Consider the following 18,042-nt stretch of genomic DNA (forward strand, 5'->3'; position numbering starts at 1 on the left):
CCAAAGAAGCGGTGCTGCCCCTGGGGCAGCCCGGCCTTACGCCGGTGCGCGGTTGGGCTCAACCCAGCCAATCGTTCCGTCACCGCGGCGATAGACCATATTATAGGCGCCCGTGCCGCTGTTGCGGAACAGCAATGCGTTGGTATTGCGCAAGTCGAGCATCATCACCGCGTCCGAAACCGTGGCTTCCGGAACGTCGACGCGCGTCTCCGCGATCACCAGCGGTGCGTCGGCGACTTCCTCTTCCTCGCGCGCTTCCTGGAACAGGGTATAGCCGGCATTGTCGAAACCATTGTCATAGGCGCCGCCTTCGGCCAGCGCGATCACTTCGGTGGGGCGGCGATCCTTGAGCCGGCGGACATAGCGGCGCAGCTGCTTGTCGATCCGGTCCGCCGCGCCGTCGAACGCGCCATGCGCTTCCATGCCGCTGTTGGTCGCCTTGAGCACCAGGCCTTGGGTCACGTGCATCACGATGTCGCAGGTGAAGCCGTTGTCGTGCGGGCCCTTGCCGAAGGTGATCTGCGAGGAGATGGCGCGGGAGAAATATTTGTCGGCGATACCCTGGACCCGATCCGTCACCTGCGTCTTGAGCGCTGCGCCCGTATCGACCTGATGCCCCGAGATCCGGATATCCATAATGTACCTCCACTTCGCAATTAGGGACGAGCGACCTAGGGGTGCGCCGGAACCGCGTCGATTGTGGGAACACCCCATAGCGGCTCGTCCAGGGACTTCAGAAACGCTGCGTGCCGTTCAAGTTCCACCGCACTCGCGGTGAAACGCCGCGCCGGCCGGACGTGTACCCGAGTCGGCGCCTCGGCGACGGTCTCCGGCATGACCGGCACTTCTTCCGCCAGGCCCAGCGTGATTTGGCGGCCGCCGGTCAGCTCGACATAGACCTGCGCCAGCAGCTGCGCGTCGAGCAGCGCACCGTGCAGGGTACGCGCGCTGAGATCGATGCCGTAGCGGCTGCACAGCGCATCGAGCGTGTGTTTGGCGCCCGGATGCCGGGTGCGCGCGAGCACCAGCGTGTCGACCATGCGGCTCAGGTGGATGATGGGACGGCTGCAGCGGCCGAGCTCGCCGTTGAGGAAGCTGAAGTCGAATCCGGCATTGTGCGCGACCATCGGCGAGTCGCCGATGAACCCCAGCAGATCCTCGACAACGTCCTCGAACAGCGGCTTGTCGGAGAGGAATCGCTCGGACAGGCCGTGGACGTTGAACGCCTCCACCGGCATCGGCCGCTGCGGATTTATATAGGCGTGGAAATGGTTGCCGGTGGCAACCCGGTTCACCAGCTCGACACAGCCGATTTCGACGAGGCGGTCTCCGCCTGAGAAACTGAGTCCCGTCGTTTCGGTGTCAAACACGATTTCCCGCATGGAGCGCTTATCCACCCGCAGGCGGCGCGAGGCAAGCGATGACCTTGCGTACGCAATCTTCCGTAACCTGCAAACCTTCGCCGGTGGGGACGACGAAATCGGCGCGGGCGCGCTTCTCGGCGTCGGGCATCTGCCGCGCAAGGATGGCGTCGAAGCGCTCCGCGGTCATGCCGGGGCGGGCGAGGACGCGCTCGCGCTGCACCTCGGGCGGCGCCGAGACCACAGCAATCTTGTCGACATGCCGCCAGCCGCCCGCCTCGAACAGCAATGGTACGTCAAGAACGACCAGCGGCGACTCGGCATGCGCGGCCAGGAACGACTCGCGCGCCTCGGCGACGGCGGGGTGGAGAATCGCCTCGAGCCGGGCGAAAGCGGTGGGATCGGCCATCACCGCCTCGCGCAGCAGCGTGCGATTCACGCCGAGCTCGGTCGTGGTGTCGGGGAACTCGGCTTCAATCGCCGCTACCGCCGCGCCGTTCGGGCCCTGAAGCTGGTGGACGCTTGCGTCGGCATCGAACACCGGCACGCCGTCGGCGGCGAACATCGCCGCCACGGTCGACTTGCCCATGCCGATCGAGCCGGTGAGGCCCAGCACGATCGGCCGCCTGCTCATGCGGTGAGCAGCGCGCGCAGTTCCTCGTCGCGGTCGCGCGGGGGCTCGGCGCCGAAGAAGAGCTCGAAGGCAAGCGCGGCCTGGCCGACCAGCATCTCGAGGCCGTCGACCGTGTCCAGCTCGCGGTCGCGCGCCTGGGCGAGCAGCGGCGTCTCGAGCGGGGCGTAGACGATATCGTACACCACCGCATGTTCGGGCAGCGGATCGAGGTTGAGGTCGAGCGGCGGCTGGCCGTCCATGCCGAGCGGGCTGGCGTTCACCAGCAGGTCGGCGGCGGGGAGCGGCGCGCCGATCGGCAGCGCATCGCCTTTGACGCCGAAGCTGGAGAGCAGGGCAGCCGCCTTGAGCACGTTGCGGTTGAGGATCGTCACCCGGCCGATGCCGACGCGCGACAGAGCGAACAGCACCGCACGCGCGCCGCCGCCGGCGCCGACGACCACCGCATGGCGGCCTTCCAGCTCCAGCCCGGCGATCGGCGAGAAGAAGCCACCGGCATCGGTATTGGTGCCGATCAGCGTGCCGTCTTCGCCGCGGATCACGGTGTTCATCGCGCCGATCGTGTTCCGCACCCCGCCGGGATCGCCCACCAGGTCCATCACCGCCAGCTTGTGCGGGATGGTGACGTTGCAGCCGCGCCAGTCGGAATCGTCCTTGGCGCGAGCGAAATAGGTAGCGAGATCGTCGCCCAGCACATGGGTGCGGCGATAATCGCCCTCGATCCCCAGCGCATCGAGCCAGAATTTGTGGATGATCGGGGATTTGGAATGGGCGATTGGATCGCCGATCACCTCGGCATAGCGAGTCACTTGGGCATTACTCCCCGGGTGCGCAGATAGTCGAGAATCGGCAGCAGCGGCATGCCGAGGATGGTGAAGTGGCTGCCCTCGGTGCGGTGGAACAGCTGCACGCCGGGCCCTTCGATGCGGAAACAGCCGACACAGCCGGCGATCGCTGGCCACTCCATGTCGAGGTACGATTCGATGAATGCGTCGCCCAGCGGTCGCACGTGCAGCCGCGCGCGATCGACATGCCGCCACACCGGCCGGCCGCCTTCGGCGATCACTGCGGCGCTGTAGATGTCGTGGGTCCTGCCCGACATGCGCTCAAGGTGGTCGCGCGCCTGCTCGCGACTCTCCGGCTTGTCGAGCAGGCTGCCGTCGTCGAGTGCGACCAGCGAATCGCCACCCAGCACCAGCGCCTGCGGCGCCATGCGCGAAACCTTGAGCGCCTTCAGCTCGGCGAGTGCATCGGCAAGGTCACGCGGGCTCGTGCCCTCGGCGAGCAGCGATTCCTTGGCGCTGGCCTCATCCACCAGCGCGGGCAACGCCTCGTGCGGCACGCCTGCGGCATCGAGCATCGCCCGGCGCGAGGCGCTCTGGGAGGCAAGAACGAGAGTCGGCATTATCGGCGCTCCATCGCGCGGTCGTTGCACAGCTGGATGATCGCAGCCGCGGTTTCCTCGATCGAGCGGCGTGTGACGTCGATCACCGGCCAGCCATTGTCGGCGAACATGCGCCGCGCAAAGGCGATCTCGCGCTGCACCGCTTCCTGGTCGACATAATCGGTCTCCGGCGCCTGGTTGAGCGAGAGCAGCCGGTTGCGGCGGATCTGCACCAGCCGATCGGCGCTGGTGGTGAGCCCCACGATCAGCGGCCCCTGGAGCTGGAACAGCTTGGCCGGGGGCGGCGATTCCACCACCACCGGGATGTTCGAGACCTTGTAGCCGCGATTGGCGAGATAGATCGAGGTCGGCGTCTTCGACGAGCGCGACACGCCGGCGAGCACGATGTCGCTTTCCTCCCAATCCTCCCAGCCGATGCCGTCGTCATGCGCGATGGTGAACTGGATCGCGTCGACGCGGGCGAAATAGGCGGCGTCGAGCATGTGCTGCCGCCCCGGCCGCGCCTTGGCTTCCTGGCCGAGCAGGTTGGAAAGCGCATGACTCACCTGATCGAGCGGCGCGATCGCAGGCAGCCCCAGCGCGCGGCAGCGCGTCTCCAGCATGCGGCGGATGTCGCGATTGACCAACGTGTAGATCACCAGCCCCGGATTTTGCGCGATCTCCTGCAGGATGCGCTCCAGATGCGCCTCGCTGCGCACCATCGGCCAGAAATGGCGCAGCGGCTCGACATCGTCGAACTGCGCCAGCGCCGCCTTGGCGATGTTTTCCAGCGTCTCCCCGGTGGAGTCCGAGAGCAAATGGAGGTGCAGCCGCATCAGGCTGGGGACTGATCTGTGCATAACATGGCGAACAAGCGGTAGCGTAACCGCGGCACCCGGCCAACCCGCCGAGATTCGGGATTCGCCGCGTGATTCGTCCACAACGGCATCCCCAGCTTGTACTTTCGATCCACAGCCTGTGAGTCTTGTGGACAGATTTCCCGAATCCGGCTGATTCCGTATGGCCGCAGGAGTCAAATTGTTGGCAACTGACTCACATCGCCATAAGCCCCGGCTTTCACCGGCCAACAGACTCCAACATCCTGAGAATCGAATCTTCTAGTAGTGGGACCCCGGCTCTGACCCTTCGCGCTTCCAAGCCGCTGCTCGCGACCCTGCAAGGGACTCGCCAGCCCGTTCCGCCCGTCTGGCTCATGCGCCAGGCCGGCCGATACCTGCCCGAATATCGCGCGCTCCGTGCCGAGAAGGGCGGCTTCCTCGCGCTCGCCATGGATTCCGACGCGGCGGCCGAGGTCACGCTGCAACCGATCCGCCGCTTCGGCATGGACGGGGCGATCCTGTTCTCGGACATCCTGGTGGTGCCGATGGCGCTAGGCCAGCAGCTCTGGTTCGAGACCGGCGAAGGCCCCAGACTCGCCCCAACGGTGACCGCGCGGGACGTGCTCGATGGCTTCGATGCCGATTCCAGCGTCCTGGAGCCCATCTACGGCACGATTCGGCGGGTGAAGGCGGCCCTGGACCCTTCGACCACCTTCCTGGGCTTTGCGGGCTCTCCCTGGACCGTGGCGACCTACATGATCGCGGGGCAAGGCAGCCGCGAGCAGGCCGAGGCGCGCCGCCTCGCCTATCGCGACGAAGGCCTGATGCAGGCGCTGGTCGATCGCATCGCGGACCAGACGATCGCCTATCTGCGCGCCCAGGCCGAAGCGGGGGTCGAGGCAGTGCAGCTGTTCGACAGCTGGGCCGGCAGCCTCAGCCCCGCCCAGTTCGAACGCTGGGTGATCGCCCCTAACGCCCGGATCGCGGCGGCAGTTCGGGATCTGGTGCCCGTGATTGGATTCCCGAAAGGGGCAGGGGGCAAGCTCGCCGCCTATGCCCGCGAAACCGGCGTCGATGCGATCGGGTTGGATGAAACGGTCGACCCCGAATGGGCGAACGCGGTGCTGCCCGAAGGGCTGCCGGTGCAGGGCAATCTCGATCCGCTGGCGCTGATCGCCGGCGGCGACGTGCTGGACAGCGCGATCGACCGGATCCTCGCCGCCTTCCCGGCGCGGCCACATGTGTTCAACCTGGGCCACGGCATCCTGCCCGACACGCCGATCGCGCATGTCGAGCAGCTGCTGGCCCGTGTGCGGGGAACGGCTTCATGATCGGCTGGCTCGGCAGTGCCTATCTCTGGGTGAAGGCGTTCCACGTCATCTTCGTGATATTCTGGATGGCGGGGCTGTTCCTGTTCCCGCGCTACCTGATCCACCACCAGGAAGCGCTCGGCACCTCCGAGGCGGCGGCCTGGGCAAAGCGCGAGGCGCTTCTGAAGCGGATGATCCTCACCCCCTCGATGCTGATCGTCTGGGCGCTGGGGCTGGCGCTCTCCGCCAATATCGGGCTGTTCGACGGGGAGGCGGGAATCGGCTGGCTGCATGCCAAGCTGCTGCTCGTCGTGCTGCTCAGCGGCTATCATGGCTGGGCGGTTGCCTATGGCAAGAAGCTTGGCCGCGGCGAGGCGCCGATTGCCACCCGCACGCTGCGCTTCCTCAACGAAGTCCCGGCGCTGGCGCTGGTCTTCATCGTCATCCTCGCCGAGGTAAAGCCCTTCTGACGCTGACCAACATGCGGCCGTCATCCCGGCGGAAGCCGGGATCCATTGACTTCAACGTCCCGGTTCCTGCCTTGGCGGCGTGGCGTCTGGATCCCGGCTTCCGCCGGGATGACGATTGAGGGCATCGTTTCCAAGATCAGTACCCGAAAATCTGCGCCGAATCGCAGTTGACTTGGGGGGATCGGCTACCTAATTTTATAGCCGTGTACCGGGCCTCGGTGCATCCTTCCTTCAAGCATCGAATCCTGCGCGTGCCTATCGCCGATCGACGCTCTCCCCCTTAGAATTTCCGGACCTTACATGCATCTCAAGGACCTCAAGAAAACCGCCCCCGCCGAGCTGGTCACCATGGCCGAGGCACTGGGCGTCGAGAGCGCGTCGACGCTGCGCAAGCAGGACCTGCTCTTCGCCATCCTCAAGGCCCAGGCCGAGCAGGGCGACCAGATCATGGGCGAAGGCACGATCGAAGTGCTGCCCGACGGCTTCGGCTTCCTCCGCTCGCCAGAGGCCAACTATCTCGCCGGCCCCGACGACATCTATGTCAGCCCCAACCAGGTCCGGAAGTTCGGCCTGCGCACCGGCGACACGGTGGAAGGCGAGATCCGCGGCCCCAAGGATGGCGAGCGCTATTTCGCGCTCACCAAGCTGGTGAAGGTCAATTTCGATGATCCGGACGCGGTCCGCCACCGCGTCAACTTCGACAACCTCACTCCGCTCTATCCCGAGCAGAAGCTGCGCCTCGACACGCTCGACCCGACGGTCAAGGACAAGTCGGCTCGCGTGATCGACATCGTCGCGCCGCAGGGCAAGGGCCAGCGCGCGCTGATCGTCGCCCCGCCGCGCGTCGGCAAGACGGTGCTGCTGCAGAACATCGCCAAGGCGATCACCGACAACCATCCCGAAGTCTTCCTGATCGTGCTGCTCATCGACGAGCGCCCGGAAGAAGTCACCGACATGCAGCGTTCGGTGAAGGGCGAAGTGATCAGCTCGACCTTCGATGAGCCGGCGACGCGCCACGTGCAAGTCGCTGAAATGGTTATCGAAAAGGCCAAGCGCCTGGTCGAGCACAAGAAGGACGTGGTGATCCTGCTCGACTCGATTACCCGCCTCGGCCGCGCCTACAACACCGTGGTGCCGAGCTCGGGCAAGGTGCTGACCGGCGGTGTCGACGCCAACGCCCTGCAGCGCCCGAAGCGCTTCTTCGGTGCCGCGCGCAACATCGAGGAAGGCGGCTCGCTCTCGATCATCGCCACCGCGCTGATCGATACCGGCAGCCGCATGGACGAAGTGATCTTCGAAGAGTTCAAGGGCACCGGCAACTCGGAAATCGTCCTCGACCGCAAGGTGGCGGACAAGCGCATCTTCCCTGCGCTGGACGTCGGCAAGTCGGGCACCCGCAAGGAAGAGCTGCTGGTCGAAAAGGCCAAGCTCACCAAGATGTGGGTCCTGCGCCGCATCCTGATGCAGATGGGCACCATCGACGCGATGGAATTCCTGCTCGACAAGATGAAGGATTCGAAGACCAACGAAGACTTCTTCGACAGCATGAACCAGTAACGCGGGGCCGTCGCGCTTGTGATTTGGGAAAGGCCGGGCCGGGGTGCCCGGCCTTTTTGCGTATGGCTGCAGGGAACGCGTCGCGGCGGGCATGCGTAGGCGTTGCGTGCGCCGATGGGGGCGCTAGGGTTTTGGCATGATCGATCTTCTTCTCAGCGCCGCGGCAGGCGGTATCGGCTCGCCGCTCGACATCTGGCAGCATATCGTCGCCGATTTCTCCAATCTCGGCGATCCGGCGGCATTGGCCGCATTCGGATCGGTGCTGATGATCGACCTGGTGCTGGCGGGCGACAACGCGATCGTCGTCGGTGCGCTGGCGGCGGGACTGCCGGCGGACCAGCGCAAGAAGGTGATCCTGATCGGCATCGGCGCGGCGCTGATCCTGCGGATCGCCTTCGCGCTGGTGGTCAGCTGGCTGATGGGGATCGTTGGGCTGATCTTCGCGGGCGGCCTGCTGCTGCTCTGGGTCAGCTGGAAGTTCTGGCGCGAGATTCGTCATGGCGGCGAGAGCGGAGGCTCGGAAGAGATCGAGGGCGACGAGCGCTCGGGCGTGCGCGCCGCGCGCAGCTTTGCGGGTGCTGCCTGGGCGGTTGCGGTTGCCGACGTCTCGATGAGTCTCGACAACGTCCTGGCGGTCGCCGGCGCGGCGCGCGAGCATCCGGGCATTCTGGTGGTCGGTCTGCTGCTGTCGGTCGCGCTGATGGGGCTCGCAGCGAACCTGATCGCCAAGCTGATCGATAAGCACCGCTGGATCGCCTATTTCGGCCTGGCGGTGATCGTCTTCGTGGCGTTCAAGATGATCTATGAGGGCTGGGTGGGCACGCCCGGCACGGCGGGCATCACCAGCCTTTTTTGAGCCCTCGACAACAGTCTACCCTCACCCTTCTGAGGCTTCGCCGCTCCTCCCTCTCCCATCGGGAGAGGGAAGGGGCCCGCCGCCGAAGGCGGTGGGAAGGGTGAGGGTGATCTGCTCTCAGCCGAGGTTTACGGCGAAGAAGTCCGCGGTACGCTTGTCCGCGAGCTGCGCGGCCTCTTCCGAACGGCGCTTGCCGAGTTCGGCGGCAAAGCCGTGGTCCTCGCCGGGATAGTCGTACAGGGTGACCTTGGGGTGATCGTCCAGACCCTCGTGCATCTTCGCCTGCACGTCGGGCGAGACGAAATGGTCGGCCACGGGGATATGCAGCATCAGCGGCTTGGCGATGGCATGCTTCTCGCCGAGGAGCCCGTCGATCCCGACGGCATAATAGCCGACGCTCGCATCGATGTCGGTTCGTGTGGCGGTCATATAGGCCAGACGGCCGCCCAGGCAGAAGCCCACTGCGCCCACCTTGCCGCCGCCCAGTTCGGCGCGCGCCACCTGGATGGTCGATTCGATGTCGGCGATGCCTTTGTCCTGGTCGAACTTGCCGAACAGGTCGAACGCCTGCTGCATCTCTTCGGGCACGTCGGCGTCGAGTTCGATGCCGGGCTTCAGCCGCCAGAACAGGTCGGGCGCGAGCGCGAGATAGCCCTCTCGTGCGAAGTCCTCGCACTTCTGGCGGATGCCATCGTTCACGCCGAAGATTTCCTGGATCACGATAATCGCGGCGCGCGGTGTGCCTTCGGGGCGCGCGACATAGGCGGAGAAGCTGCCGCTCTCGTCCAGCGCGTCGATCGTCAGGGTGCTCATAGCAGATAGTCTCCGGTTAAGCGCCGCTCATGAGCGAGCAGCCAGGATTTGGTGGTCGGCCCTTGCCCGGCCGAATAGGCGCCGAGCCCGCCGCCCTGGTTCAACACGCGGTGGCAGGGCACAACGAGCGGGAACGGGTTTCGTGCACATAGCTGGCCGATCGCGCGGGCGCTTGAACCCAATGCGCGCGAAAGTTCGCCATAGCTGATGGTCCGCCCGAACGGCACCGCAATCAGCCCGTCGCGCAGGCTTGCACCGCGCGGCGTCGACGGGGGCGACAGCGCTACATCGAAGTCCCGCCGCTCGCCGGCGAACCATTGTTCGAGCTGATCGGCGGCTGTCCGGACGGCCGCCCCGCTGCCGCGAGCAGGCGCGCCTTCGGCGCCGATGGTGATCCGCTCCAGATACCCCTCCTTGCCTTCGATCCGGATCGGGCCGATGGGCGTTGCGATCAGGGCATGGTCGCGCGCATACATGGCCATGGCCTAGCAGGCGGCCGGGGATGCGCTCAAGCGCGGAAGGGATCACATGAAGATCAACGTCGAAGTCGAGTGCACGCCGGAAGAAGCGCGCCGCGCCATGGGACTGCCCGACCTGACCCCCGTCCATGATCGCTATGTGAAGCTGATGGTGCAGGCGATCGAGAATCACGGCACGCCCGAAGGCTTCGAGCAGATGATGCGCAGCTGGGCGCCGATGGGCGAGGCGGGGATGAACTTCTGGCGCGGGCTGTTCGACGCCGCGACCAAGAAGCCCGGGAGCTGACGACCGCCCGCATGGACACGATCTTCGCGGTTTCGAGCGGGGCACCGCCCGCGGCGATCGCGGTGCTGCGCATCAGTGGCGCGCACGCTTTTGCTGCGGTGCAACAGCTGGCCGGCGATGCGCCGCCCGCGCGGCGTGCTGCACTGCGCACCTTGCGCGACGGGGCGGGCGAGCCGCTCGACCAGGCGCTGGTGCTGTGCTTTCCGGGGCCGCGATCGGCGACCGGCGAGGATCTTGCCGAATTGCACCTGCATGGCGGCCGCGCGGTGGTGCGTGCCGTCGAAGCGGCGCTGGCGAAACTTCCCGAACTTCGCGCAGCGGAGGCAGGGGAGTTCACCCGGCGGGCGCTGCTCCACGGCCGGCTGGACCTGAGCGAGGCCGAGGGCCTGGGCGACCTGCTGATGGCGGAGACCGAGGCGCAGCGCCGCGCCGCGATCCGCAGCGCGGGTGGGGCGGTGCGGCGCCATGCCGAGGACTGGACGAACCGGCTGCTCGGCCTCGCCGCCCGCATCGAGGCCGAGCTCGATCATGGCGATGAGGATGATGTCGCCGGTGCCGATCCGCTGCCGGGGTTGCGGTCGGGCGCGGCTGCCTTGCGCGCGGACATCGCCGCCGTGGCCGCACGGCCGCCGGTGGAGCGGCTGCGCGACGGCGTGCGGGTGGCGCTGGGCGGCCCGCCCAATGCCGGCAAGTCGACGCTGTTCAACGCCCTTGCCGAGCGCGACGCCGCGATCGTCTCGCCTATCGCCGGGACCACGCGCGATCGCATCGAGGTGCCGGTGGTCCGCGAAGGCATTGCCTGGCTGCTGATCGACACCGCCGGGCTTGCGGAGAAAACCGACGACCCCATCGAAGCCGTCGGCGTGGCACGCGCCCGCGATGCGCTGGCCGAAGCCGATCTGCTGCTGTGGCTGGGTGACGATCCCCCACCGCCGCACGCCTGCGCTTTGTGGGTCCATGCCCGCGCCGATGCCGAGGGCCGTTCGATGGCGCAGCCCGATCAGCTGGTCGTCTCGGTGCGCGAGGGCAGGGGTGTCGATGCGCTATGGCAGCGCATGGCGGAGGTCGCATCCGACCTGCTGCCGCCGCCCGACCTCGTCGCGCTCAATGCCCGGCAGCGCGGCTGGTGCATCGCCGCCGCCGATGCGTTGGCCCGCGCATCACAGCTCGCCGATCCGCTGCTCTTTGCCGAGGAGCTCCGCGCCGCCCGCCGCGCGCTGGATGCGATCACCGGGCGGGCCGGCGTCGAGGACGTGCTCGATGCGCTGTTCGGGAAGTTCTGCATCGGTAAATAAACTGTTCCACGTGGAACACGGACGGGGCGTTCCACCGCAGCCCTCTGGACAAGCGCGTGCCGAAGGCGTTTAGCGATTCCATGCAATTCGACGTGATCGTGATCGGCGGCGGCCATGCCGGTACCGAGGCAGCGGCTGCGGCCGCGCGCCGCGGTGCTCGCACCGCGCTGCTCAGCTTCGATCTGGCAAAGCTCGGCGCGATGTCGTGCAACCCCGCGATCGGCGGGCTCGGCAAGGGCCATCTCGTCCGCGAGATCGACGCGCTCGACGGGCTGATGGCGCGCGCCGCGGACGCTGCCGGCATCCATTATCGCATGCTCAATCGCTCCAAGGGCACTGCCGTACAGGGCCCGCGCGTCCAGGCGGACCGCACGCGCTATGCTGCCGCGATTCAGGCAATGCTGCAGGCGCAGGCCCATCTGACCCTCGTGGAAGGCGAGGCGGAAGCGCTGGTGCTTGAAGGCGGACGGATCGCAGGCGTGCAGCTTCGCGACGGCACCAGCCTGGCCGCGCCCGCCGTCGTGCTCGCCACTGGTACCTTCCTCGGTGGCCGGTTGTTCCGCGGCGAGGAGCGGTTCGACGGCGGCCGGGTAGGGGAGGCGTCGGCGCTTCGCCTCGCCGCGCAGCTGCGCGAACTGGCGCTACCGATGGGGCGGCTCAAGACCGGCACCCCGCCGCGGCTCGACGGTCGCACGATCGACTGGGCGCGCACCGAGGAGCAGGCCTCGGACGCCGAGCCCTGGACGATGTCGCCGATCAACACAGCCCGGCCGCTGCCGCAGCTCCACTGCGCCGTCACTCGCACGACGCAGGCGACGCACGATGCGATCCGCAGCGGGCTCGATCGCTCGCCGCTGTTCACCGGCGCGATCGAAGCGCAGGGCCCGCGCTACTGCCCGTCGATCGAGGACAAGGTGCATCGCTTCGGCGATCGCGACGGCCACCAGGTGTTCCTGGAGCCCGAGGCGCTCGCCCATCACTGGATCTACCCCAACGGGCTTTCGACCTCGCTGCCGGTCGACGTGCAGGCGGCGATGATCGCCTCGATCCCGGGGCTGGAGCAGGCCGTCATCACCGTGCCCGGCTACGCGGTGGAGTATGACTATATCGATCCGCGCGCGCTGGAATCGACCCTGGCGCTGCCGCAGATTCCGGGGCTGTTCTTCGCCGGCCAGATCAATGGCACGACGGGCTATGAAGAGGCGGGCGGGCAGGGGCTTGCCGCCGGTGCCAATGCGGCGGCACTGGCGCTAGGCATCGCGCCCTTGGTGCTCGATCGTGCGACCTCTTATCTCGGCGTAATGATCGACGATCTGGTGCTGCAGGGCGTGACCGAGCCCTATCGCATGCTCACCGCCCGCGCCGAGTTCCGCCTGCGCCTGCGTGCCGACAATGCCGAGACGCGGCTGGGTCCGATCGGCGAAGGGCTGGGGCTGCTCGGTTCGGAACGCCAGGCGCGGCTCGACCGGAGCCGGGAAGGCAGGGAGAAGCTCGACGTGATCTTCGCCGTCGAGCGTACCGCGCATCAGCTTGCCACCCGCGGGGCGCCGGTGGCGCAGGATGGGGCGAAGCGACCGGCGCGCGAGTGGCTGCGCTTCCCGGGTGTCGCGCTCGAGCATGTGCTGGATGCAGCGCCTGAGACCGATGCGGCGTTGCTCGCCGAATATGTCGAGGACGCGCGCTATGCACCCTATCTCGAAAGGCAAGATGCCGAAGTCGCGCAGCTGCGTGCCAATGATGCTGTGCGGCTGCGGGTCGACATGGAGTATGCCGCGATCCCCGGCCTCTCGAACGAAATGGTGGAGCGCCTGACCGTCGCCGCGCCCGAGACGCTGGGTGCGGCAGCGCGCATTCGTGGCATCACGCCCGCCGCTCTTTCCGCCATATTGTTGCACGCGCGAAAGGCCGTGGCATGACCGAAGACGACGCCAAGACCTGGGTGCGGGACCGCTTCGGTGTTTCACGTGAAACACTGCTTGCCAGGTTCGGCGATATCCTTGTCGCCGAGGCCGAGCACCAGAACCTGATCGCCCGCTCGACCCTGGACAGCCTGTGGGGCCGCCATCTCACCGACTCTGCCCAGCTCGTGCCGCTGGCGGGGATGGCCGGGGAAGGGGCTTGGGTAGATGTCGGCAGCGGCGCCGGACTTCCCGGAATCGTGGCGGCGCTGCTTACCGATCGCCCTGTGGTGCTCGTGGAGCCCCGCACCAAGCGCGTCCAGTTCCTACGCGATGCCGCCGACAAGCTCGGAATCGGCGACCGGGTGACGGTTATCGGCAGCAAGGTCGAGTCCTATCGACCCGATCAACCTGCGGCCATTGTCTCCGCGCGAGCGGTCGCCGAACTATCGGCGCTGATGTTATCCACAGTCCACTGCACCGATTCGTCCACAGTCTGGTTGCTGCCCAAGGGGCGGGGTGCGCAATCGGAGGTGGATGCCGCGCGCGCGAAATGGCAAGGTCGGTTTCACGTGGAACCCAGCATCACGCAGCCGGACTCCGGCATCGTGGTCGCAACACAGATAGGCGCCAGATGATCACCATCACGATCGCCAATCAGAAGGGTGGGGTGGGCAAGACCACGACCGCCATCAATGTCGGCACTGCCCTCGCCGCCACCGGCAAGCGGGTGCTGCTGATCGATTTCGACCCGCAGGGCAACGCCTCGACCGGGCTCGGCATCGGCCGCGGGGATCGCGAGCATTCGAGCTACGACCTGCTCGTTTCCGACGCCGATCTGGAGGACGTGGCAGTGCCTACCACCGTCCCCGGCCTCGATGTGGTGCCGGCGACGCAGGATCTGTCGGGCGCCGAGATCGAGCTGATCGAGTTCGATGCGCGTACCCACCGCCTCGATGCCGCGATCAAGCGCCATCGGGCCGAGCGCTGGGACGTGATCCTGGTCGACTGCCCGCCGTCGTTGGGACTGCTGACCGTCAATGCGATGGTCGCGGCGCATGCGCTGCTGGTGCCGCTGCAGTGCGAGTTCTTCGCGCTGGAGGGGCTGAGCCAGCTGCTCAACACCGTCGAGCGGATCCGCAGCCGGTTCAACCCGGGCCTGTCGATCCTTGGCGTCGCGCTGACCATGTATGACCGCCGCAATCGCCTTACCGACCAGGTCTCGGACGATGTCCGCGCGGTGCTGGGCAGGGTGGTGTTCGACACGGTCATTCCGCGCAACGTCCGCCTGTCCGAAGCACCGAGCCATGGCGTTCCCGCGCTGATCTACGATCATCGCTGTGCCGGCTCCGAAGCCTATATCGCGCTCGCTCGCGAAGTGATCGACCGCCTTCCCAAATTGCAGAAAGCCGCATGACCGAATCTCCCGCCGCCGCCCGCAAGCCTCGCCCCGGTCTCGGCCGCGGGCTTTCCGCCTTGCTGGGCGACAGCATTCCCGAAGAGCCGATCAAGGGCAATCCGACGAGCAGCTCGGGCGTGCGGATGCTGCCGATCAGCTCGCTGGTGGCCGATCCCAACCAGCCGCGCCGCCATTTCGACGAGGAGGCGCTGGACACGCTGGCGGAGTCGATCCGCACCCGCGGGCTGATCCAGCCGATCTTCGTGCGGCCGCACGGCCAGAGCTTCCAGATCGTCGCCGGCGAGCGCCGCTGGCGCGCGGCGCAGCGGGCGCGGCTCCACGAGGTGCCGGTGATCGTCCGCGAGCTGAGCGACGCCGAGACGCTCGAAATCGCGCTGATCGAGAATATCCAGCGCCAGGACCTCAACGCGATCGAAGAGGCCGAGGGCTATGCCCGGCTGATCCGCGAATTCGGCCATACCCAGGAAGCGCTGGGCAAGATCGTCCACAAGTCGCGCAGCCACATCGCCAATCTGCTGCGCCTGCTCGATCTGCCGGTGCCGGTGCGCGAGATGGTGGTCGATCGCTCGCTGGAGATGGGCCATGCCCGTGCGCTGATCGGTGCGCCCGATCCCGAGAAGCTGGCGCGCGAAGTCGTCGCCAAGGGACTGTCGGTGCGCGACACCGAGAAGCTGGCGCGCACCGCCAAGCCGGCGCCGAAGCGCAAGGCGAGCGACAGCCGCAGCGAGGGCGATCCCGATATTGCCGCGCTCGAGCGGCATCTGGGCGACGTGCTCGGTCTCAACGTGCGCATCGCGCATGCCGAGAAAGGTGGCACGCTGACGGTGGGCTATTCGACCCTCGACCAGCTCGACATGGTGTGCCAGCGGCTCAGCGGCGAACGTATCTGATCGGGTTCTGCTGCCCTTTCTGGCAGGTTTGAGCTTCGCAAGCAGCGTGGCAGCCTTGTCGTCATGCTGCTATCCGCGTCGGGCCGTGGGCCGATCCTTTCCTTCGACTTCCCGCTCTCGCGCAGCGCAGCGCTGGGACGGCTGGCTGCCTTCTTGCCCCACGCGGGTTCGGATTATGCCCGGCATCGCAATGAGGAGCGGGGGCAGGGGCAGCACCATGCGGTATCGCGGCTCTCGGCCGCGTTGCGGCGGCGGCTGATCAGCGAGGCGGAGGTTGCCGAAGCGGTGGTGCGCATGCATGGTGCCGGAGCGGCTGCCAAGTTCGTCGCAGAGCTGCTCTGGCGCACCTATTGGAAAGGCTGGCTCGAGCAGCGTCCCTCGATCTGGCACGACTGGCGCGCCGACTGTGCGCGGCTGACCAAGCAGGGGTTGCCGGAGGGCTATGCTGCGGCGATCGAAGGGCGGACCGGGATCGATGCGTTCGACGCATGGCTCCGCGAACTGCGCGAGACCGGCTATCTGCACAATTGGGCGCGGATGCAGTTTGCCTCGATCTGGATCTTCACGCTTCGACTTCCCTGGCAGCTCGGCGCAGCCTTCACCTTTCACCACTTCGTCGATGCGGACCCGGCTTCGAACACGCTGTCGTGGCGCTGGGTGGCCGGCTTGCATACGCAGGGGAAGGCGTATCTTGCGGACGCCGAGCGGATAAAGGCGCAGACCGGTGGGCGCTTCGATCCCAAGGGTCTTGCGATCACCGCCGACGTTCCACGTGAAACACCAAGCCCGGACCTTTGTCGCATCCGGATGCCGACGCCCCCGGATCCGCAGGCGCCGGCGCTGCTGCTGCTGACCCCGGAGGATCTGTCGCTGGAGACCGAGATGGATCTACAAGCGCTGGACGTCCGGCGCGTGGTGGCATGCCGCGCACATTGCAGTGGTGCGGCGGACCTTGCCGCCGTCGCGGATGGCTTGCAGCGCGCGTCCGGCCACTGGCGCGCACCAGCGCTTTGGGTAGATGACATGAAAGCCGCGCTCGCGGTCGCGCAGCAAGACGGCGTTGCGCAGATCGTGACCGGGTACGCCCCTGTCGGGCCGGTCGCGGAGTCGCTGGCCGCGCAGCGCGAGGGCACAGAGGTCCGCATCGCCGAACATCGCCGCGCCTGGGACGAGCGTGCATGGCCATATTGCCGGAAGGGCTATTTTGCCCTGGCCCAGCACATTCCCGCGCTGCTCGACGCCGCCGAGCTGGCGCCATTGCGCGCGTAATCAAGAACTGCTGGATCATGGTAAAGAAATGATGAACACTTTGACGCACCGCAGCGTTGGCGCGGTACGAAGGGTGAGGCATGATCGAGCAGCTGCACGACGACCAATGGCGGGGTCATGGCTCCGAAGCGCTGCGGCCGACCTGGCATGACGCGGCGCGCGACGCGATCCGCCATCGGCTCGCGTCGCCCCCAAAACGGCCTCAGCGCTGGTTCGGGAAGACCAGGTTCTTGCTGAAGAAGGGCAGGACGTAATTCTGGAACCGGTCGGCCACCGCGCTGGTGTGGTCGCCGGGATAGAGGGTGAAGCTGTTGGGCACGCCGTAGCGGTCCAGCGTCTCGTGCAACGTCTGCGCATCGCCGCGTAGGCCGTCCTTGTCGCCGACGTCGATCGCGATCGCCCGGTAGCGGCGCAGCTCGCCGATATATTGGTCGACGAACGCGAGCGGGGCATTCGCCGCCCATTTCGCCAGCACCTCGGGCCGTTGCTTGCCGTCCTCGATCGGCAGGTCGAGATAGAGCGGCGGCGCCTTGGGGTCGGGTGACCAGGCCGCCGCCGCGGCCAGCGTTGCGCGCAGGCCCCAAGAGAGCTTGGTCGCGTCCTCGCGGGTCTTGATCGCGGCGATCTGTGCGAGCCCATTGGCGTCGAGCAGGCTCGCGTCGCGCGCCGAGAGGCAGCAGGGGCTCATCATATAGACCGCGCCGAACACATCGGCATGCTTCATCCCGATGCGGCTCGCGCCATAGCCACCCATCGAATGGCCGACCAGACCGCGGCTCTCGCGCGTGGCGACCGTGCGGTAATGCGCATCGATATAGGCGACGAGGTCATGCGCGACGAAGCGCTCGAAATCGCCCGTGGTCGGCGAGCTCGAGTACATGGAGCCATTGTGCAGCGTCTTGCTGTCCGGCAGCACCAGGATCACCGGCTTCGCACCCAGCGTATAGGCGCCCTCGACGACTTGGGGAACATGGATCTCCTTGATCCATTGCTCGGCACCGATCGAATAGCCGTGGAGCGCGTAGACGACCGGGTAGCGCTTACGCGGTGCCTTGGCATAGTCGGGCGGCAGCACCACGATTACGTCGCGATCGGCGCTCTCGCCTTCCAGATTGCCTTCGATCGCGGGCGAATGGACCTTGATCCGCTGCACCGTCACCGCAGGGGCGCCCGCCACCACCGGTGGGATCTGCGTCTGCACCTGTGCCGAAGCGGGTGCCATCCACAGGCCTGCCAGCAGTGCCGCGCGCATCGCCAAATATCTGCCCATCGCTCTCTCTCCCA

General features: G+C 67.0%; 20 protein-coding genes. 11 read left to right on the plus strand and 9 right to left on the minus strand.

Annotation, left to right across the window (positions count from 1 at the left end; genetic code table 11):
* Positions 1-36: 36 nt before the first annotated feature.
* Genes raiA through BM009_RS11485 form a run of 6 tightly spaced genes read right to left on the minus strand, consistent with a single transcriptional unit; the run spans position 37 to position 4,212 of the window.
* Complete coding sequence (gene raiA, locus BM009_RS11460; RefSeq protein ID WP_093296271.1) at positions 37-636, minus strand: ribosome hibernation-promoting factor, HPF/YfiA family; 600 nt, start codon at positions 634-636, stop codon at positions 37-39.
* A gap of 35 nt (positions 637-671) precedes the next feature.
* Positions 672-1,382 carry a DNA polymerase III subunit epsilon gene (gene dnaQ / locus BM009_RS11465; RefSeq protein ID WP_093296273.1) on the minus strand — a complete coding sequence of 237 codons (711 nt, stop codon included), beginning with the start codon at positions 1,380-1,382 and terminating at the stop codon, positions 672-674.
* Positions 1,383-1,389: 7 nt separating this feature from the next.
* Positions 1,390-1,995, minus strand: a complete 606-nt coding sequence (gene coaE, locus BM009_RS11470) for a dephospho-CoA kinase (RefSeq protein WP_093296274.1) — start codon at positions 1,993-1,995, stop codon at positions 1,390-1,392.
* Complete coding sequence (gene aroE, locus BM009_RS11475; protein WP_093296276.1) at positions 1,992-2,801, minus strand: shikimate dehydrogenase; 810 nt, start codon at positions 2,799-2,801, stop codon at positions 1,992-1,994. Before aroE ends, coaE begins: the two co-directional genes overlap by 4 nt.
* Positions 2,798-3,397 carry a Maf family protein gene (locus BM009_RS11480; RefSeq protein WP_093296277.1) on the minus strand — a complete coding sequence of 200 codons (600 nt, stop codon included), beginning with the start codon at positions 3,395-3,397 and terminating at the stop codon, positions 2,798-2,800. The genes aroE and BM009_RS11480 overlap by 4 nt, the downstream gene beginning before the upstream one ends.
* Positions 3,397-4,212: a pyruvate, water dikinase regulatory protein gene (locus BM009_RS11485; protein ID WP_175487986.1), complete on the minus strand. Its 816-nt coding sequence runs from the start codon at positions 4,210-4,212 to the stop codon at positions 3,397-3,399. Before BM009_RS11485 ends, BM009_RS11480 begins: the two co-directional genes overlap by 1 nt.
* A 302-nt stretch (positions 4,213-4,514) precedes the next feature.
* On the opposite strand from BM009_RS11485, the gene hemE reads away from it, so the two are divergent.
* From hemE to BM009_RS11505, 4 genes are all read left to right on the plus strand, one after another.
* Positions 4,515-5,546: a uroporphyrinogen decarboxylase gene (gene hemE, locus BM009_RS11490; protein WP_093296581.1), complete on the plus strand. Its 1,032-nt coding sequence runs from the start codon at positions 4,515-4,517 to the stop codon at positions 5,544-5,546.
* Positions 5,543-5,995: a CopD family protein gene (locus BM009_RS11495; protein ID WP_093296279.1), complete on the plus strand. Its 453-nt coding sequence runs from the start codon at positions 5,543-5,545 to the stop codon at positions 5,993-5,995. The genes hemE and BM009_RS11495 overlap by 4 nt, the downstream gene beginning before the upstream one ends.
* 300 nt (positions 5,996-6,295) lie before the next feature.
* Positions 6,296-7,552, plus strand: coding sequence for a transcription termination factor Rho (gene rho / locus BM009_RS11500; RefSeq protein ID WP_064313625.1), 1,257 nt, complete (start codon positions 6,296-6,298; stop codon positions 7,550-7,552).
* Positions 7,553-7,688: 136 nt separating this feature from the next.
* A complete protein-coding gene (locus BM009_RS11505; protein ID WP_093296281.1) occupies positions 7,689-8,408 on the plus strand; it encodes a TerC family protein in 720 nt (239 codons plus the stop codon).
* A 117-nt stretch (positions 8,409-8,525) separates the two neighbouring features.
* Here the strand turns inward: BM009_RS11505 and BM009_RS11510 are convergent, their stop codons facing one another.
* Positions 8,526-9,221: a dienelactone hydrolase family protein gene (locus BM009_RS11510; protein ID WP_093296283.1), complete on the minus strand. Its 696-nt coding sequence runs from the start codon at positions 9,219-9,221 to the stop codon at positions 8,526-8,528.
* Positions 9,218-9,697, minus strand: a complete 480-nt coding sequence (locus BM009_RS11515) for a methylated-DNA--[protein]-cysteine S-methyltransferase (RefSeq protein ID WP_093296583.1) — start codon at positions 9,695-9,697, stop codon at positions 9,218-9,220. The genes BM009_RS11510 and BM009_RS11515 overlap by 4 nt, the downstream gene beginning before the upstream one ends.
* 52 nt (positions 9,698-9,749) lie before the next feature.
* Here BM009_RS11515 and BM009_RS11520 point away from each other — a divergent pair, with 52 nt between their 5' ends.
* From BM009_RS11520 to BM009_RS11550, 7 genes are all read left to right on the plus strand, one after another.
* Entirely contained in the window at positions 9,750-9,986 is a 237-nt protein-coding gene (locus BM009_RS11520; RefSeq protein WP_093296285.1) for a DUF6489 family protein, read from the plus strand.
* A gap of 11 nt (positions 9,987-9,997) precedes the next feature.
* On the plus strand, positions 9,998-11,281 hold the full coding sequence (gene mnmE, locus BM009_RS11525) for a tRNA uridine-5-carboxymethylaminomethyl(34) synthesis GTPase MnmE (protein WP_093296287.1): 1,284 nt from the start codon (positions 9,998-10,000) through the stop codon (positions 11,279-11,281).
* Between the two features lie 80 nt (positions 11,282-11,361).
* Positions 11,362-13,197 carry a tRNA uridine-5-carboxymethylaminomethyl(34) synthesis enzyme MnmG gene (gene mnmG / locus BM009_RS11530; RefSeq protein WP_093296289.1) on the plus strand — a complete coding sequence of 612 codons (1,836 nt, stop codon included), beginning with the start codon at positions 11,362-11,364 and terminating at the stop codon, positions 13,195-13,197.
* The gene (locus BM009_RS11535; protein ID WP_093296290.1) at positions 13,194-13,817 is read left to right on the plus strand and encodes a 16S rRNA (guanine(527)-N(7))-methyltransferase RsmG; all 624 of its coding nucleotides are present in this window, start codon (positions 13,194-13,196) and stop codon (positions 13,815-13,817) included. The genes mnmG and BM009_RS11535 overlap by 4 nt, the downstream gene beginning before the upstream one ends.
* The gene (locus tag BM009_RS11540) at positions 13,814-14,596 is read left to right on the plus strand and encodes a ParA family protein (protein ID WP_093296292.1); all 783 of its coding nucleotides are present in this window, start codon (positions 13,814-13,816) and stop codon (positions 14,594-14,596) included. Before BM009_RS11535 ends, BM009_RS11540 begins: the two co-directional genes overlap by 4 nt.
* Positions 14,593-15,489 (plus strand): ParB/RepB/Spo0J family partition protein, encoded by an 897-nt coding sequence (locus BM009_RS11545; protein ID WP_093296293.1) that lies wholly within the window; start codon positions 14,593-14,595, stop codon positions 15,487-15,489. Before BM009_RS11540 ends, BM009_RS11545 begins: the two co-directional genes overlap by 4 nt.
* Before the next feature lie 63 nt (positions 15,490-15,552).
* Positions 15,553-16,758 carry an FAD-binding domain-containing protein gene (locus BM009_RS11550; protein WP_093296295.1) on the plus strand — a complete coding sequence of 402 codons (1,206 nt, stop codon included), beginning with the start codon at positions 15,553-15,555 and terminating at the stop codon, positions 16,756-16,758.
* 202 nt (positions 16,759-16,960) lie between these two features.
* On the opposite strand, the gene BM009_RS11555 is transcribed toward BM009_RS11550, so the two are convergent.
* Complete coding sequence (locus BM009_RS11555; protein ID WP_093296296.1) at positions 16,961-18,028, minus strand: alpha/beta hydrolase; 1,068 nt, start codon at positions 18,026-18,028, stop codon at positions 16,961-16,963.
* Positions 18,029-18,042 lie beyond the last annotated feature (14 nt).

The organism is Sphingomonas sp. NFR04 (genome assembly GCF_900114095.1).
Taxonomy (GTDB): domain Bacteria; phylum Pseudomonadota; class Alphaproteobacteria; order Sphingomonadales; family Sphingomonadaceae; genus Sphingomonas.

Excerpts from the sequence above, each read along its gene's own strand:
- BM009_RS11510 (WP_093296283.1), bottom strand. The coding sequence starts at position 9,221 with ATGAGCACCCTGACGATCGACGCGCTGGACGAGAGCGGCAGCTTCTCC.
- BM009_RS11535 (WP_093296290.1), top strand. The coding sequence starts at position 13,194 with ATGACCGAAGACGACGCCAAGACCTGGGTGCGGGACCGCTTCGGTGTT.
- dnaQ (WP_093296273.1), bottom strand. The coding sequence starts at position 1,382 with ATGCGGGAAATCGTGTTTGACACCGAAACGACGGGACTCAGTTTCTCA.
- BM009_RS11550 (WP_093296295.1), top strand. The coding sequence starts at position 15,553 with ATGCTGCTATCCGCGTCGGGCCGTGGGCCGATCCTTTCCTTCGACTTC.
- BM009_RS11555 (WP_093296296.1), bottom strand. The coding sequence starts at position 18,028 with ATGGGCAGATATTTGGCGATGCGCGCGGCACTGCTGGCAGGCCTGTGG.
- BM009_RS11515 (WP_093296583.1), bottom strand. The coding sequence starts at position 9,697 with ATGTATGCGCGCGACCATGCCCTGATCGCAACGCCCATCGGCCCGATC.
- mnmG (WP_093296289.1), top strand. The coding sequence starts at position 11,362 with ATGCAATTCGACGTGATCGTGATCGGCGGCGGCCATGCCGGTACCGAG.
- BM009_RS11505 (WP_093296281.1), top strand. The coding sequence starts at position 7,689 with ATGATCGATCTTCTTCTCAGCGCCGCGGCAGGCGGTATCGGCTCGCCG.
- coaE (WP_093296274.1), bottom strand. The coding sequence starts at position 1,995 with ATGAGCAGGCGGCCGATCGTGCTGGGCCTCACCGGCTCGATCGGCATG.
- BM009_RS11520 (WP_093296285.1), top strand. The coding sequence starts at position 9,750 with ATGAAGATCAACGTCGAAGTCGAGTGCACGCCGGAAGAAGCGCGCCGC.
- BM009_RS11495 (WP_093296279.1), top strand. The coding sequence starts at position 5,543 with ATGATCGGCTGGCTCGGCAGTGCCTATCTCTGGGTGAAGGCGTTCCAC.
- BM009_RS11485 (WP_175487986.1), bottom strand. The coding sequence starts at position 4,212 with ATGCGGCTGCACCTCCATTTGCTCTCGGACTCCACCGGGGAGACGCTG.
- BM009_RS11540 (WP_093296292.1), top strand. The coding sequence starts at position 13,814 with ATGATCACCATCACGATCGCCAATCAGAAGGGTGGGGTGGGCAAGACC.
- BM009_RS11545 (WP_093296293.1), top strand. The coding sequence starts at position 14,593 with ATGACCGAATCTCCCGCCGCCGCCCGCAAGCCTCGCCCCGGTCTCGGC.
- raiA (WP_093296271.1), bottom strand. The coding sequence starts at position 636 with ATGGATATCCGGATCTCGGGGCATCAGGTCGATACGGGCGCAGCGCTC.
- BM009_RS11480 (WP_093296277.1), bottom strand. The coding sequence starts at position 3,397 with ATGCCGACTCTCGTTCTTGCCTCCCAGAGCGCCTCGCGCCGGGCGATG.
- mnmE (WP_093296287.1), top strand. The coding sequence starts at position 9,998 with ATGGACACGATCTTCGCGGTTTCGAGCGGGGCACCGCCCGCGGCGATC.
- rho (WP_064313625.1), top strand. The coding sequence starts at position 6,296 with ATGCATCTCAAGGACCTCAAGAAAACCGCCCCCGCCGAGCTGGTCACC.